Source organism: Rheinheimera oceanensis (assembly GCF_018831085.1).
Taxonomy (GTDB): Bacteria; Pseudomonadota; Gammaproteobacteria; order Enterobacterales; family Alteromonadaceae; genus Alishewanella; species Alishewanella oceanensis.
Genome location: NZ_JAGPNM010000009.1, coordinates 32,572 through 46,268, shown reverse-complemented (window position 1 = coordinate 46,268; position 13,697 = coordinate 32,572). Strand labels below are relative to the sequence as shown.

Annotated in this window: 11 protein-coding genes and 1 riboswitch; of the genes, 8 read left to right on the top strand and 3 right to left on the bottom strand. The window is 50.4% G+C overall.

Annotated features, from left to right (window positions below; all coding sequences use genetic code 11):
- Positions 1-57: 57 nt before the first annotated feature.
- On the top strand, positions 58-2,598 hold the full coding sequence (locus J3B89_RS17150) for a M14 family metallopeptidase (protein ID WP_215398934.1): 2,541 nt from the start codon (positions 58-60) through the stop codon (positions 2,596-2,598).
- Here J3B89_RS17150 and J3B89_RS17145 read toward each other — a convergent pair.
- Positions 2,595-3,308, bottom strand: coding sequence for a ComF family protein (locus tag J3B89_RS17145; protein WP_251372523.1), 714 nt, complete (start codon positions 3,306-3,308; stop codon positions 2,595-2,597). The two genes, J3B89_RS17150 and J3B89_RS17145, sit on opposite strands and share 4 nt — an antisense overlap.
- A 46-nt stretch (positions 3,309-3,354) precedes the next feature.
- Between J3B89_RS17145 and bioH the strand changes: the two genes are divergently transcribed.
- The 4 genes from bioH (at position 3,355) to J3B89_RS17125 (ending at position 6,418) form a co-directional block, all read left to right on the top strand.
- Positions 3,355-4,107 carry a pimeloyl-ACP methyl ester esterase BioH gene (gene bioH / locus J3B89_RS17140; RefSeq protein WP_251372524.1) on the top strand — a complete coding sequence of 251 codons (753 nt, stop codon included), beginning with the start codon at positions 3,355-3,357 and terminating at the stop codon, positions 4,105-4,107.
- A 98-nt stretch (positions 4,108-4,205) separates the two neighbouring features.
- Positions 4,206-4,514 carry an excinuclease ATPase subunit gene (locus tag J3B89_RS17135; RefSeq protein ID WP_215398937.1) on the top strand — a complete coding sequence of 103 codons (309 nt, stop codon included), beginning with the start codon at positions 4,206-4,208 and terminating at the stop codon, positions 4,512-4,514.
- A 5-nt stretch (positions 4,515-4,519) separates the two neighbouring features.
- Positions 4,520-5,404 carry a putative metalloprotease CJM1_0395 family protein gene (locus J3B89_RS17130; RefSeq protein WP_215398938.1) on the top strand — a complete coding sequence of 295 codons (885 nt, stop codon included), beginning with the start codon at positions 4,520-4,522 and terminating at the stop codon, positions 5,402-5,404.
- 240 nt (positions 5,405-5,644) lie between these two features.
- Positions 5,645-6,418 carry a TolB family protein gene (locus tag J3B89_RS17125; protein ID WP_215398939.1) on the top strand — a complete coding sequence of 258 codons (774 nt, stop codon included), beginning with the start codon at positions 5,645-5,647 and terminating at the stop codon, positions 6,416-6,418.
- Between the two features lie 44 nt (positions 6,419-6,462).
- Here J3B89_RS17125 and J3B89_RS17120 read toward each other — a convergent pair whose 3' ends face one another.
- Positions 6,463-8,781, bottom strand: coding sequence for a Tex family protein (locus J3B89_RS17120; RefSeq protein ID WP_215398940.1), 2,319 nt, complete (start codon positions 8,779-8,781; stop codon positions 6,463-6,465).
- A gap of 125 nt (positions 8,782-8,906) precedes the next feature.
- Positions 8,907-9,377, bottom strand: a complete 471-nt coding sequence (gene greB / locus J3B89_RS17115) for a transcription elongation factor GreB (RefSeq protein ID WP_215398941.1) — start codon at positions 9,375-9,377, stop codon at positions 8,907-8,909.
- 177 nt (positions 9,378-9,554) lie between these two features.
- Here greB and ompR point away from each other — a divergent pair, with 177 nt between their 5' ends.
- The 3 genes from ompR (at position 9,555) to J3B89_RS17100 (ending at position 13,687) form a co-directional block, all read left to right on the top strand.
- Positions 9,555-10,280, top strand: coding sequence for an osmolarity response regulator transcription factor OmpR (gene ompR / locus J3B89_RS17110; protein WP_215398942.1), 726 nt, complete (start codon positions 9,555-9,557; stop codon positions 10,278-10,280).
- Positions 10,281-11,585 carry a two-component system sensor histidine kinase EnvZ gene (gene envZ, locus J3B89_RS17105; protein ID WP_215398943.1) on the top strand — a complete coding sequence of 435 codons (1,305 nt, stop codon included), beginning with the start codon at positions 10,281-10,283 and terminating at the stop codon, positions 11,583-11,585. It abuts the gene before it with no gap.
- Positions 11,586-11,711: 126 nt separating this feature from the next.
- A riboswitch (cyclic di-GMP riboswitch) is annotated at positions 11,712-11,805 on the top strand.
- A 166-nt stretch (positions 11,806-11,971) separates the two neighbouring features.
- Positions 11,972-13,687: a ShlB/FhaC/HecB family hemolysin secretion/activation protein gene (locus tag J3B89_RS17100; protein WP_215398944.1), complete on the top strand. Its 1,716-nt coding sequence runs from the start codon at positions 11,972-11,974 to the stop codon at positions 13,685-13,687.
- The last annotated feature ends 10 nt before the right edge of the window (positions 13,688-13,697 follow it).

Below are 13,697 nucleotides of genomic sequence, written 5' to 3'. Positions count from 1 at the left end.
GCTTGAGTTTTGCCGCCTGATCTGGCTAACTTAGCCGCAGCCAAAAGGATATCATTTATGAAATATTACATTACCCTGAGCGCTTTTCTGCTCAGTTTTTGCAGTGCCGCAGCTACTACATATGTGCCAGCGGTGACAGATTCAAGCCTGCCAACACCTCAACAGGTACTGGGGTTTCAGGTTGGCGAGTGGCATGCGCGCCATGATCAGATCCAGCGCTACTTTGAGCAACTGGCGGCCGCGTCTGGCCGGGCCCAGCTGGAAGTGATTGGCTACACGCATGAGCAGCGGCCTTTGCTGCAGATGATCATATCATCTGAGCAGAATTTGCAGCGGCTGGATCAAATCCGCCAGCAGCATATTGCTGCCGCACGCCGGGGCGAAGAACTTAGCAGCGATGCTCCGGTGATTATCTGGCTGGGCTACAGCGTGCATGGTAATGAACCCAGCGGTGCTAATGCTGCTGTTTTGCTGGCACAGTATCTGGCTGCTGCCGATAATGATGAAGTGCGCAACTGGCTGAATAATGCTGTTATTCTGCTACAACCAACATTAAACCCTGATGGACATGATCGCTTTGCACTATGGGCCAATATGCACAAAGGTGCATCGCCGGTAGCAGATCCACAGCACCGCGAGCATAACGAGCCGTGGCCAAACGGCCGGCCCAACCATTACTGGTTTGACTTAAACCGTGACTGGTTATTATTGCAGCACCCGGAAAGCCGGGCCCGTATCGCCCAGTATCAGCAATGGCTGCCCAACGTGGTAGGTGATTACCATGAAATGGGCACCAACAGCAGTTACTTCTTTCAGCCGGGTATTCCCAGCCGCAATTACCCGTTAACGCCTAAGCGTAATTTTGAGCTGACCAGTGCACTGGCAAAATATCATGCTGCGGCTTTAGATCAGGCGGGGCAGCTGTATTACACTGAAGAAAGTTTTGACGATTTTTATATTGGCAAAGGCTCTACCTATCCTGATATTCAGGGCAGCGTTGGCATTTTATTTGAGCAGGCCAGTAGCCGTGGCCATTTGCAGGACAGTATTAATGGCCCGCTAAGTTTCAGTGCCACTATTCAAAACCAGCTTACCACCTCTTTATCGACTATCCGCGGTGCGGTAGAAAAACGGCGTGAGCTGTTGTCTTATCAGCAGGAATTTTATAAATCAGCACTGCAGCAAGCGAAAAACAGTAAAGTTAAAGGCTATATACTGACTGAAAGTGCGGATCAGACAAGATTGGCTGCACTGCTGGACGTACTGCAACGCCATCATGTCGAGGTATATCAGTTAAGCCGCGACTGGCAGGACGACAACGAAAAATACCCGGCTTTCAACAGCTACTATGTGCCATTGCAACAACCCCAATACCGGCTGATTAAAGCGATGTTCAGCACAGAAAAAAACTTTCCGGATAACACCTTTTATGATGTATCAGCCTGGACCTTACCTCACGCTTATAACATCAGTTTTGATACGGTAAACCGTGAACCGGCGCAATCGGGCCTGACCGAAACCTGGCAAAGCCGCCCGGCTGAACCTGCAATGCTGCCCACCGGGGCCTATGCTTATGCGTTTAGCTGGCAGGATCAACAGGCACCTTTGCTGTTACATGCCCTGCTGACAGAAAAGCTGGTAGTGCGCTCTGCCATGGCAAACTTTACTGCACTCAGTGGTAATGGCGAAGTTAGCCTGCCTGCTGGCACCATGGTAATTGCTGCAGGCTTGCAACAGCAAACCGACTGGTTTGACCGTTTGCAACGTATACAGCAGCGCTTCTCGCTGCCGGTGTATGCCATTAATTCTGGCTTAACGCCGCAAGGCAGCGATTTGGGTAGCAATAATTTTGCGGTAGTTAATTTACCCAAGGTATTACTAATGGCTGGGCCGGGTATTAATTCGACTGAAGCCGGCGAGGTCTGGTACAACCTGGAACGACTGGCGGGCGTGTCGCCATCAATGGCTGAGCCTCAGCAATTAAAGCAACTGGATCTCACCCGCTACAGCCATATAGTGCTGCCGGATGGCAACTACAATAACTGGCGCGACAGTGAAGTGGGTTTGTTAAAACAGTGGCTGGATAACGGCGGTGTACTCTGGGGCCATAAGCGTGGTGCGGCCTGGTTGGCACAAACCGGTTTGCTTAAAGCCGATGTATGGCAGGGGGCGGAGATGAGCAGCCTTATTCCAGGCAACGACCTGAGCTACAAAGACAAGGAGCTGCTGGCAGGCAAACAGCGTATTGCCGGGGCTATTTATCAGGCCGAGCTGGATTTAAGCCACCCGCTGACATTTGGTTTAACCCGTACCACCTTGCCGGTATTTAAAAACAGCACCTTCCTGCTGCAGCCATCAGGATTCCCTTTTGTTAATGTGGCATTGTACAGTGCTGCGCCGCAACTGGCTGGTTACACTGCGCCAGAGTATGTACCACGCATTAGTCAGAGCGCAGTTTTACTGGCACACAACGTAGGTAAAGGCCGGGTTATAGCCATGTCAGACAACCCGGTATTTCGGGGTTATTTTTATGGCTCCAGCCGCTTATTAGTGAATGCATTGTACTTAGGTAGCAGTTTCAGCACGGCGATAAATTAGTCTGCCAGCGTCACCGCTATGGTCCACAGGCTGATCTGCTTAGCGCCATGGCGGCGTAGCAAACGGCATAGTTCATTGGCAGTAGCGCCGGTGGTAACAACATCATCCACCAACGCCAGATGTGCAGGTACAGCAAGCTCAGGGTGCAGGGTAAAGGCATAACGCAGGTTAGCCTGGCGCTGTTTGCGGCCAAGGCCAACCTGGGCTTTTTGTTTGTCTGGGCGTTGCAATAACGGCAGCAGCGGTATGCCGAGGGTTGTTGCCGCAGTTTGTGCCAGTAGCTCTGCCTGATTAAACCCCCGTTTACGCTGTCTGGCGGGGTGCATGGGCACATACACTACCGCTTCAGGCAATTGCGGGCACTGTGCTTTGTATAATGTCAGCAATGCCGCAAATTGCTGTTGCAGCAGTTCTGCGGCAGCATAATCCTGCTGAAACTTCCAGCGTTGCAACCAGTGCTGATAAGGTTGCTGGTAATACCCAAGGCTAAGCAGGGCGTCAAACCCCGGGTTTTTCAGGCCTCTGGCTACCTGCGGCAGCCACAGCAAATTAAAATGGCAAAGCTGATACGGCAATTGTGGCAATGCTTGCCGGCAACAGTGGCAAAGCTGGCAGCCAGAGCTGTGCACCGGTAAACTGCACCACAGGCAGGGCGAGGGCAGCAACAGGTGCCACACGCGGCCAAACTGAGACAAAAGTTGGTTTAGCAAATCAAACTCCATTTTAATTTACAATTTTGTAACTATGGCAGAGAAAATGACTTCAGACAAACCGGTATTAGTATTGTTACATGGCTGGGGAGTAAACCAGGGCGTCTGGCACGGTGTGGCGCAGCAACTGGAAGGCCAACTGGACGACAAAATACAGTTGCTAACACCGGACTTACCGGGCTTTGGCTTATGCCGCGACTATCCGCAGCCTTATCAGCTGGATGCTGTGGTGGAGATGCTGGCAGCGCAGATCCCGGCGCAAAGTTATGTTTGCGGCTGGTCGTTAGGCGGCCTGCTGGCTATAGCGTTGGCGCACCGTTACCCGCACAAAGTCAGGCAACTGGGTTTAATTGCTGCCTCGCCCTGCTTTATGGCGCAACAAAACTGGCCCGGCATGGCAGAAGCCACTATGCAGCAGTTTGCCCGTGCGTTAAGTGAAAACCTGCCACTTACTATTGAGCGTTTTCTGGCCATTCAGGCTATGGGCAGCAGCAGCGCCCGTGCAGATATAAAAGTGCTGAAACAGGCCATAATGGCATATCCAATGGCAGATATCGTTGCGGTGGAAGGTGCACTGCAATTGCTTAAACTTGATTTGCGACAGCAGTTTGCTGAATTAACCCAGCCGGTTGCAGGCTTTTTTGGTCGCTTAGATTCACTTGTGCCGGTAAAAGTAACTGATTTGCTGCAACAGTTGCAACCTCAAGGCCGGTTTGTCGTGGCAGCCCATGCATCACACGCGCCTTTTATCTCGCATCAGGACGAGTTTATCCAATGGCTCAGGCAGTGGCTTAACTAAAGGTGGTATACCGCTAGCCTGCTGCTTTAGGTGGCTTTCTTTTTAACGGGTTTTGGTTAATAATTAGCCACTATAGCTAATGTTGCAGGAGTTGTACCATGGACATTCAATCCGCGTTGTATTCAGGCATGCAGGGGTTTCAGCGTGCCAGTGCCGGTGTCACGGATGCAACAATTGATATTAACCGCCAAACCCGTGCTAACCGGCTGAATGAAACTGAGCAGGCTGTTGTTACACCAGCTGTAGCCGCAGAGCAGCCGCGCCAGATACAAACCGCTGAACAACCCGGCTCACTAACCAGCAGTTTAGTGCAGTTAGGCCAGGAAGAGCGTAACGCTCAGGCCAATGTAAAAAGTATTCAAACCGCTGACGAGGTATTGGGTACTGTGATTGATATCCGGGTCTGAGCAAAATGCTGGTATCAAATTATCCTAATGTCAGTATTAACACCGCCAATCCGCCAACGGAGATGGCGCGGCGTGATGCTGTGCGGCGGGATTTATTTGAACCGGTAAAGGAAACTGCCAAGTCCGGTGCAGAAAAACCGGCGGCTACCGATGAAAAAGCCCGGCCAGGTGGCAGCAGCGGGGCTCAGGTTAACCTGTACGATGCCAGTGGCAAAGAAACAGAAACGCAACAGGCGATAGATGGCCGTAGTGAAAGCTCTGATAGCCAGCAGCAAGATGAAAAAGGCGAAAACGCGGCACAACAGCAGGCCGAACAGCAGGAACAGCAAGAGATCCGCGAGCTTAAAGCGCGGGATCAGGAAGTAAAAACCCACGAGCAGGCCCATGCGGCAGTGGGTGGCCGTTATGCCGGTGCGCCAAGCTACACTTACGAGCTGGGCCCTGATGGCAAACAATATGCTGTCGGCGGTGAAGTACAGATCGACATTTCGCCAATACCCGGCGATCCGCAAGCAACAGTGCAGAAAATGCAGCAGGTACGCGCTGCAGCCTTGGCCCCGGCAGAGCCTTCGGCGGCAGACAGACGTATTGCAGCAGAAGCGGCTCAGCGCCAAATTCAGGCGCAGGCCGAACTGGTTAAGCAAAATTCTGCCGCAGGGCAGAGCAAGGATACAGAAAAAACTGCAGCCGGTACCGGCTTTGCCGAGCAGGTCGCCCAAACCGATATTAGCTACAGTGTGTCAGATAACAACGGTGGCAGTGCTGTGGTGTACCCGCAGCGCGATACTCTGGCCAGTTCCGCACAAATGCAACTGCGCCGCAGCGTTATCGCCGGTTATTATCAGGCAGCTACAGAGCCGCATATCAAACAATCTCTGCAACAGGTTTAACCTTGTTTTATTTTGCTAAACAGCTAAACCAAAATTTATAACCAATGAATTTCAAGATGCACGTAGGCGGCAAGTGAGTGAATCCCCATGAGCATAGCAATACTATGTGATTGGGGTGAGTGAGCGCAACCAACAACCGTGCATCTTGAAAGACGAAGGTTATATAACCTACTGAATAATATTAAATAGATTAACAATAGATAATAAAACGGCTGAAAATAGTGCTGTCAGCACCGGCTGTTGATTGTTCCGCCTGCCTTCTTACTTCATGCTGCCTGCCACACTGCCCGGCATGCTCTGGCTTACGTCAGCAACGAGTCTGGCTATATGGAAATATGGCAGGCCGATGCTTATATGGAAAACCGCCAGCAACTTACGCGCCTGCACGGCATGGTTAAATATCCGCAGTGGTCTAATAACGGCCGTTATATTGCTTTTGTTGGCCGTTTTCCGGCAGAAGAGGAAGATAAACTGATGCTGCTTGAGGTAAAAACCGGTCAGTTAACTCAGTTGAAAACCGGTGCCCGCTGGCATGGCCAAATTAGCTGGTGGTATGACGATAGTGCAGTAATTTTCTCGCATGGCAGTAACCTGTTCAGCATTAATCTCAGTAGTGGCGATATTAACCAACTGACAGTAAAAGGCGGTATTGGCGCACAAATGCCGGCTGCAGACCGGTTTTATTTTAGTAAAGGCCGCAACCGGGGCTTATGGCAGCTATTGCCCGATGGTAGTGAGGTGCAACTGCTGCCCGGCAGTGTGTTCAGTTCCAGAACGGCCTGGACTGTCGCAGAGCAGGGGATCTACTTTTTGCAGCAAAAGCCAGACCAGCTACTGGTAAGTTACTATGACACTGCTAACGGTCAGCTGAAGGACGTTATTTTGCTACCACCGGATTTACTGCATTTGCTCAGTATTATGAGCTTTGATGCAGAGAATCAGCGGTTGCTGTTTGAACTCTCTATGCACCCGCGGGCAGATATTCATAAGCTTAGCCACCCGTTGTTGCATTAAATTGCAGCTCTGCCGTTATTAAGCAAAGCTGCTTAGCGGCAATATTATTTCTTCAGTTTGGCAAAGGCTTCGGCAAATGCATTACCCATTGCTGCGTTATTGTCTGCCGGTTTAGCCTGGCGCGGTGCGGCAGCTTTATTGTGCTGTGGGCGTGCGCCGGTTTTATTGGCTGTTTTATCCGCATTTTTCGGCGCTGGTTGTTCGTCCATCCGCATGGTAAGCGCAATACGTTTGCGTTCAATATCCACATCCAGCACTTTTACTTTTACTACATCACCGGCTTTGACTACCTGATGCGGATCACTGACAAATTTGTCGGTCAGCGACGAGATATGCACTAAGCCGTCCTGATGCACGCCTATATCAACAAAGGCACCAAAGTTAGTGACGTTAGTTACCACACCTTCGAGCAACATGCCGTCTTTCAGATCTTTTAATGTTTCTACACCATCTTTAAAGCTGGCGGTTTTAAACTCCGGGCGCGGATCCCGGCCGGGTTTATCCAGCTCTTTTAAAATATCGGTAATGGTGGGTACACCGAAATGCTCGTCGGCAAAGGCTTTGGCATCAATACTTTTTAAGAAGCTGCTGTTACCAATGATCTGCTCAACCGATTTCTGATGCGCGCTGATAATTCTTTCTACCAGCGGATAAGCCTCAGGGTGTACTGATGACGCATCCAGCGGGTTTTTGCCGTTGTTAATACGTAAAAAGCCTGCGGCCTGTTCATACGCTTTTGGCCCCAGCCGTGGTACTTTCAGCAACTCTTTACGCTCGTTAAAGCGGCCGTTGCTGTCGCGGTAAACAACAATATTTTGCGCCAGGGTTTTATTTAACCCCGCCACGCGGGCCAGCAGGGGTACCGAGGCGGTATTTAAATCTACACCGACCGCGTTTACGCAGTCTTCTACTACGCCATCGAGAGATTTAGTCAGCAGGCTTTGGTTAACGTCGTGCTGGTACTGGCCCACGCCAATGGCTTTGGGTTCAATTTTTACCAGTTCGGCCAGCGGGTCCTGCAGGCGGCGGCCAATAGAAACCGCACCGCGCAGCGATACGTCTAAATCAGGGAACTCCTGCGCTGCCAGCTCAGAGGCGGAATAAACAGAGGCGCCGGCCTCTGACACCATAATTTTCTGGATTGGCTGGCCCGGCAACGCTTTGATCACATCGGCGGCCAGTTTGTCGGTTTCACGCGATGCGGTGCCGTTACCTATGGCAATCAGTTCTATTTTATGTTGCTGACACAGTGCTACCAGAGTGCGCACTGATTTATCCCACATATTTTGTGGTGCATGCGGAAATATAGTGGTTTGGCTGAGCAACTTACCGGTTTCGTCAATGGCGGTTACTTTAACGCCGGTACGCAGGCCGGGGTCCAGTGCCAGTGTGTTGCGCATACCGGCCGGTGCGGCCATAAGCAGGTCTTTTAAGTTACGGGCAAATACTTTAATGGCTTCTTCTTCGGCTTTTTCGCGCAGTTCGCTCAGCAGGTCATTTTCTAAGTGCAGGTGCAGTTTTACTTTCCAGGTCCATTGTACTGCTGTGCGTAAAAACGCATCGGCAGCGCGGCCTTCGTCTTTAATATTAAAGTGGCTGGCTACCATTTGTTCGCACAGGCTGTGGGCAGTTTCTTCGTTGGCATCGGGTACTAACTGCAGTTGCAGCACGCCTTCGTTGCGGCCGCGAAACATGGCCAGTGCGCGGTGCGAGGGCGTGGTTTTCCAGCTTTCTGTATGGGCAAAGTAATCGCGGAATTTGGCGCCTTCCTGCTCTTTACCGGCAACCAGGGTGCTTTTTAATACGGCATGCTGTGCCAGATGCTGGCGCAAGCGGGCCAGCAGGTTAGCGTCTTCGGCAAAGCGTTCCATCAGAATATATTTGGCACCATCAAGCACGGCTTTTACATCAGCAAAACCGGCCTCAGCGTTAATGTAGGCTGCGGCTTCTGTTTCGGGGCTCAGGCCGGGGTTCGCTAATAAGGCGTCGGCCAGCGGCAATATACCCGCCTCAATGGCTATCTGGCCCTTGGTGCGGCGTTTGGCTTTATACGGCAGATATAAATCTTCCAGCCGGGTTTTATTGTCGGCTGCCAGTATGTCTTGTTTTAACTCAGCGGTTAATTTGCCTTGCTCGTCTATGGTTTTTAAAATTACCTGGCGGCGTTCTTCCAGTTCACGCAGGTAAGTTAAACGCTGTTCCAGATGCCGCAGCTGGGTATCATCCAGGCCGCCGGTTACTTCTTTACGGTAACGGGCAATAAAAGGCACTGTTGCACCTTCTTCCAATAATGCGATAGTTGCTGAAACCTGCTCTGGACGGGCAGCAATTTCTGCTGCAATTTGTTTAACAATCATAGACATAAACAAGGAATTCCTGATTAAAAAGCACCGTTAAGGTGAAAAACATCAAACTAAAAACACGGCAACATTTGCCGATTGTCCACTTTGTGCGGCAAAAAATCCAATCCGGCGCTGTTGTGTTGCTATTATTTGTAGCGTATTTGGGTAATAAACCACAGTTTGTTGCCGGTAGGCGTATGTACCAGCACTTCATCATCTACGGCTTTTTTCAGCAGTGCCCGCGCCATGGGTGAGTCGATAGAGATGTAATCTTTGCGGCCGTATATTTCATCCGGCCCGACAATACGAAAGCCAAGCTGCTCGCCCTGTTCGTTTTCAATTTCAACCCAGGCGCCAAAAAACACTTTGCCATCCTGCTGCGGCGAATAGTCTACCACGCGCAGCACTTCCAGCCGTTTGCGTAAAAACCGGATACGGCGATCCGTTTCACGCAGCAGCTTTTTATTGTACTGATAATCGGCGTTTTCACTGCGATCACCCAGGCTGGCGGCCCAGGCCACTTTGGCGGTAACATCGGGGCGTTTTTCCCGCCATAAATAGTTCAGCTCATGTTGTAAGGCTTCAAAGCCCTCACGGGTAATTAAGTCGGTGCGCATGGTGTTGGTGTCGTCCGGTAAAAGCAGGGCGGAATGTTAGCAGCTTTTGCCGCCGACCTGCCAGCGATATGCCACTGTTGTATAACAGACAAACTTTGTAACATAAAGAAGCGCCAAGGTTTTTCGCCGTGGCGGTTTTTTCGTTTATAGTGAAGCAAATATTGTGGAGGCTTCACTATGGCCAGTTCAGAAACCCCGAAAATTCTGGTAGTTGATGATGACATGCGTTTACGTGCCTTGCTGGAACGTTATCTGGTTGAGCAGGGTTACATAGTACGCAGCGTAGCAAATTACGAGCAGATGCAACGCCTGATGGAGCGGGAAAACTTTCATTTGGTAGTGCTGGATTTGATGTTGCCGGGTGAAGATGGCTTGTCTATCTGCCGCCGCCTGCGCCAGCAGGAAAATGAAATTCCGATTATTATGCTAACGGCAAAAGGCGATGAGGTAGACCGTATTATCGGCCTGGAAATGGGCGCCGATGATTACCTGCCCAAACCCTTTAACCCGCGTGAGTTGTTGGCGCGTATCCGCGCAGTAATGCGGCGCAAAAGTAAAGAGTTACCGGGGGCTCCCAGCCAGGCTGAGGGTATAGTGGAATTTGGCCCGTTTAAATTTAATCTGGCTACGCGCGAAATGCGCAAAGGCGAGCAGTTACTGCCGTTAACCAGCGGCGAATACGCGGTACTAAAAGTGCTGGTAAGTCACCCGCGGGAGCCGTTATCGCGTGACAAGCTGATGAATCAGGCGCGGGGCCGCGATTATTCCGCTATGGAGCGCAGTATCGACGTGCAGGTATCGCGATTGCGCCGCATGTTAGAAGACGACGCCGCTAACCCGCGTTATATTCAAACGGTATGGGGCCTGGGGTATGTGTTTGTACCGGATGGCAGCGTCAGTTAAATGCGTTGCCTGCCGCGTAGTGCCTTTGGCCAGACTGTTTTCCTTATCGGCCTGTTGCTGCTGATCAATCAGTTAGTGTCTTATCTTTCGGTGGCGTTTTATGTGATAAAACCCACCACCCAGCAAATTAACCACCTGATTGCCAAACAAATTAAAGTGGTTTTTATTGATGTTGGGCATCAGCAACCGGTGCTATCCCATGAGCTGACAGAACGTTTTCGCGAAGCTACCGGCATTGAGGTGTATACCGAGCAGCAGGCACTGCAACAGGGCCTGGCAGAGGCCAGTTACTATGGTTATTTTTCTGATCTGATGTCGCGTGAACTGGGCGGTGCCGCTGAAGTGCGCGTAGCGCAGGGCGAAACCTATGCCTTTTGGGTAAGGCCGCCACAGGCACCGCACTACTGGGTCAAGGTACCGCTGACCGGGTTGGATGAAACCGACTTTTCGCCGCTGACATTTTATCTGCTGATGATAGGTGTGCTCAGTGTCGGCGGCGGCTGGCTGTTTGCCCGCCAGTTAAACCGGCCACTAAAAAGCCTGCAGCAGGCAGCATTGCAGGTAGGCGGCGGCGAATTCCCGCCTCCTTTGCCAGAGCATAAAGGCTCTACCGAAATTATTGCGGTAACCAAGGCTTTTAATTATATGGCGCGCGGCATCCGCCAGCTTGAGCAGGACAGAGCCTTACTGATGGCCGGGGTATCGCACGATTTACGTACCCCGCTAACCCGTATCCGGCTGGCGTCGGAGATGATGCAAGAGCCGGATAACTGGATCCGTGAGGGCATTATTAACGATATCGAAGATATGAACGCCATTATCGACCAGTTTATCGACTACCTGCGCCATCACAAAGAAGAGCCCGGCCAAAAAGAAAACCTTAATACCCTGGTACGTGAACTGGTGCAGGCTGAGCATTTACAGCAACGCCATATTGCTACCGTGCTGGCAGACAATTTACCCGACGTGATATTAAGGCGGATTGCTATAAAGCGCCTGCTAAATAACCTGCTGGAAAACGCCCTGCGTTACAGCGATGGCGATATTGAAATAACCACCGGCTACGAGCGCAACCGCAAGCGTATCTACCTGCAAATCCGCGATCATGGCCCCGGCATACCGGAAAACCAGATGAAAGCCATGTTTGAACCCTTCACCCAGGGTGATGTAGCCCGTGGCAGTGGAGGTTCGGGCCTGGGGTTGGCTATTATTAAAAAAATAGTCGATATGCACCATGGCGACATCACTTTGCATAATCATGCCTACGGTGGCTTAGTGGTAACGGTGTATTTGCCGTTGCGCTAGAGTGTTGATTTGTAAAGCTTGTTGCAAAATTGGCTAAAAACAACTTGTCAAATTGTAATTATTTGTATATCTTGCAACCGTTCAGCTTGAGTTCACACTTGAGATAAGTGTTTCTTCCAGGCTAAGACAATTAAAAGGCAAACTGCACCGAAAGGGCAGGACGCAAAGCCGCTGGTCTAACAGTATTGTTTAAATACTAATGATGGCAGAGGCTACATTAGCTTAGTCGCATCCTTCAGATGTACTGCAACGCTGCTTATGCAGCAGTACGCATTTGCGCTTCCTATGTAGTTTGTCTTTTATGCAACCGGAAATTTATTTTTCAGTATCTGTGCGCGTTTAACGCTCTGGCAGATTATTGCAGGGAAGACTTAACAGTGATGTTGTTGCGAAAAATACCCTTGGGCGTATCTGAGATACTGCTTATGTATGTGCTGGTTGCGCTGGGATTGATGGCAACTGCTTTGCATGCGCAGGAAGCATCACTATCGGATCACGAGAAGATGCTAAAGCAGGGGCTGGATCGTCTTGAGCACCAGCTGGCGCCTTTGCGTGAACGGCCAGACGTTCGTCTGCAGCAGCCTAAGCAGGCCATAACAGACTTTTCTGATATAGAAACCGCAGGTACGTGTTTTAACATCTCTGCTATCAACCTTAAGGGCGCACAGATAATTTCTGCTGCCTTAATCGAAAAAGCAACCTTACCTTATCTTAATCAATGCCTTGGTCTTGAGCATATTAATGTGCTGCTGGGCGTAATATCCAATTTGTATCTTGAACGCGGCTATGTCACCAGCCGTGCCTATATTGCCCCACAGGATTTGTCTGACGGCAGTTTAGATATTGTTGTTCTGGAAGGCGTGATTGAAAACATCAGCTCTGCTGATGGCAGTATCAGCACTACCCAGCTGCAATTGGCTTTCCCGGCATATGCGGCAACGGTGCTTAATATCCGCGATATTGAACAGGGCGTAGAAAATTTAAATACGCTTGGGCAAAACAACGCCACGGTAGCGCTTAACCCCGGCGCTGAACAAGGCGGTACCCAGGTGGTAATAACTAATCAGTTATCCAAAGCCTGGCGCGGTTCGCTGGGCATTAATAATAGCGGTGTTGACAGCACCGGCGAATATCAGCTGGATGGCAATCTGGTGCTTGATAACCTGTTGGGGGTAAACGATACGACCTTTTTCTCTGCATCAACCAATATTGGCAAGCATGAGTTGCCGCATGCGTTATCCCGCAGTTATGCCGTGTCCTGGTCAATGCCGGTGGCGTACTGGCAATGGTCATTACAAAATAGTTTTTATGAGTATGAACAAACAGTTATTGGCAATGTTGTTAATTTTTCCATTCATGGCTCTTCACTTAACAGCAGTGTGCAGCTGAACCGCACGCTATACCGTGGCCAAACCGGCAAACTGGATCTCTCTGCCAGTTTTATCCGCAAAGACAGCAAAAACTATATTGAAGATGTGTTTTTAGAAACCTCATCACGCACGCTTTATATCTGGGATCTGGCTGGCAGTTACCGGCATTTTTTACCTCAGGGTACCCTCAGCGTTAATGCTCATATTCATAAAAGTGTGCCCTGGTTTGATGCCAAACAACAGCTGGTGGCTGCTGAGGATGATTTTCAGTTTACCAAATATCAGCTGAATCTGGCTTATAACACGCAGTTTCACCTGGGCTCCGTGCCGCTGCTCTATGCCGTTGCGGCAGATTTTCTGTATTCCCCCAAAGTGATCCTGGCATCAGAAGGCCTGACAGTAGGCGGCCGTTACTCGGTGCGGGGCCTATCGCAAAGCAGCTTGTTTGGTTACAAAGGCGGTTATGTCCGTAACGACTTCAGCCTGCCCGCAGAAACCTCATTACCCTGGCTGGACCAGGTGCAGTATTACGCCGGTGTTGATATTGGTTCATCAAATTTACCGGAGTATCCGGACAGAGGTTCTGAGTGGGTGGCGGGTTCTGTCGTTGGTATTAAATTGTACGACCGTAATCTCAGCGTGAATATTTCATATGCCAGAGCACTACGGGTACCTGATTTTTTGCAGCAAAAACAACAGGAAATTGATTTTTCTGTCCGGCTCAGTTTTTAAACAAGACGTT